Source organism: Brevibacterium iodinum ATCC 49514 (assembly GCF_900169265.1).
GTDB classification, from domain to species: domain Bacteria; phylum Actinomycetota; class Actinomycetes; order Actinomycetales; family Brevibacteriaceae; genus Brevibacterium; species Brevibacterium iodinum.
Genome location: NZ_FXYX01000062.1, coordinates 1 through 1,141 on the forward strand (window position 1 = coordinate 1; position 1,141 = coordinate 1,141).

General features: G+C 57.1%; 2 protein-coding genes. Both read right to left on the reverse strand.

The features are described 5' to 3' along the window. The coding region (locus BI49514_RS16200; RefSeq protein WP_101547472.1) for an IS3 family transposase at window positions 1–813 on the reverse strand (813 nt) is incomplete at its 3' end. Then, a partial coding sequence (locus BI49514_RS16640) for a hypothetical protein (protein ID WP_219618460.1) occupies window positions 810–1,141 on the reverse strand: 332 nt, incomplete at its 5' end. The genes BI49514_RS16640 and BI49514_RS16200, both read right to left, overlap by 4 nt.

The window sequence follows — 1,141 nt, forward strand, 5'->3', positions numbered from 1 at the left end:
GCCGCCAAGTCGTGACGAGATCCGTTCGTAGTTATACCAATGAATGTACTCATCGATCGCGGCCTTGAGGTCCTCGACCGTGTCGAATTTCTGCAGATAGAACATCTCGGACTTCAACTGCCCGAAGAAGTTCTCCGCCATCGCGTTATCCCAGCAGTTTCCCTTCCGCGACATCGACGCTGTGGCACCATGCTTGGCCAGGATCGACGCCCACGACACGTGCTGATACTGAAACCCCTGATCGGTATGCACCAGCGGCGTCTGCCCGGGACGCAGTCCCTGACAGGCTTGCGTCAGCGACTCGTTCGTCAATGCCGTGTTCGGTGACGTCGACATCGAGTACGACACCACACCGGCATCGAACAGATCGATCACTGGTGACAGATACAGTTTCTTGTCTTCAACAGCGAATTCCGTCACGTCAGAAACCCATTTCTCATTCGGTTCATCAGCGGTGAACTCCCGATTGAGTACGTTGTCAGCAACGGCACCGACCGTGCCGCGATGGGAGTTGAACTTCTTCTTCCGCACCTCGGTCTGCAGACCCATGTCACGCATTAATCGCAGCACGGTCTTCTTCGCTATAGCGATGCCCTGTTTGACCAAGACAGCCCAGATCTTGCGGTGCCCATAGCGTTTGTGACTCTTCTCGAAGATGTCCTTGATGAGTGTTCTCACCTGCGCGTATGGGTCGGGTCTCACGTCGAAGCGTTTCTGGTGGTAGAAGAACGTCGACCGGGCCAAACCCGCGACCTGCAGCAGCAATGGCAGTGGATAGTCCGCCTTGAGACTGGCAACGATGCGTGCTTTCACAGCTGCCCTTTTTGCCTCAAGGCCCGAAGTTTTTTCAAGTACGCGTTCTCCGCTTCAGCCCGCAGCAGCTGGTCTTGCAGCTGCCGATACTCAGCCAGGCTGATGTCCTCGACACGAGTCTTCCTCGCCATCAGGTCTGGCTTGGATGGGGCCGGATCAGCATCCGGGTCCTGACCGTTGTCGAGGGCTCGCATCCGTGCTGTCTTGCCTTTGGCCGGCGGCGGTGTCGCGAACGCGTCTTCGCCCTTGTCCCGGTATTTCTTCGCCCAATCAACCACGGTGCGCGAGGAGGCCAGGCCAAGCTCCTTGGCTAAAACGACTTTGTGTT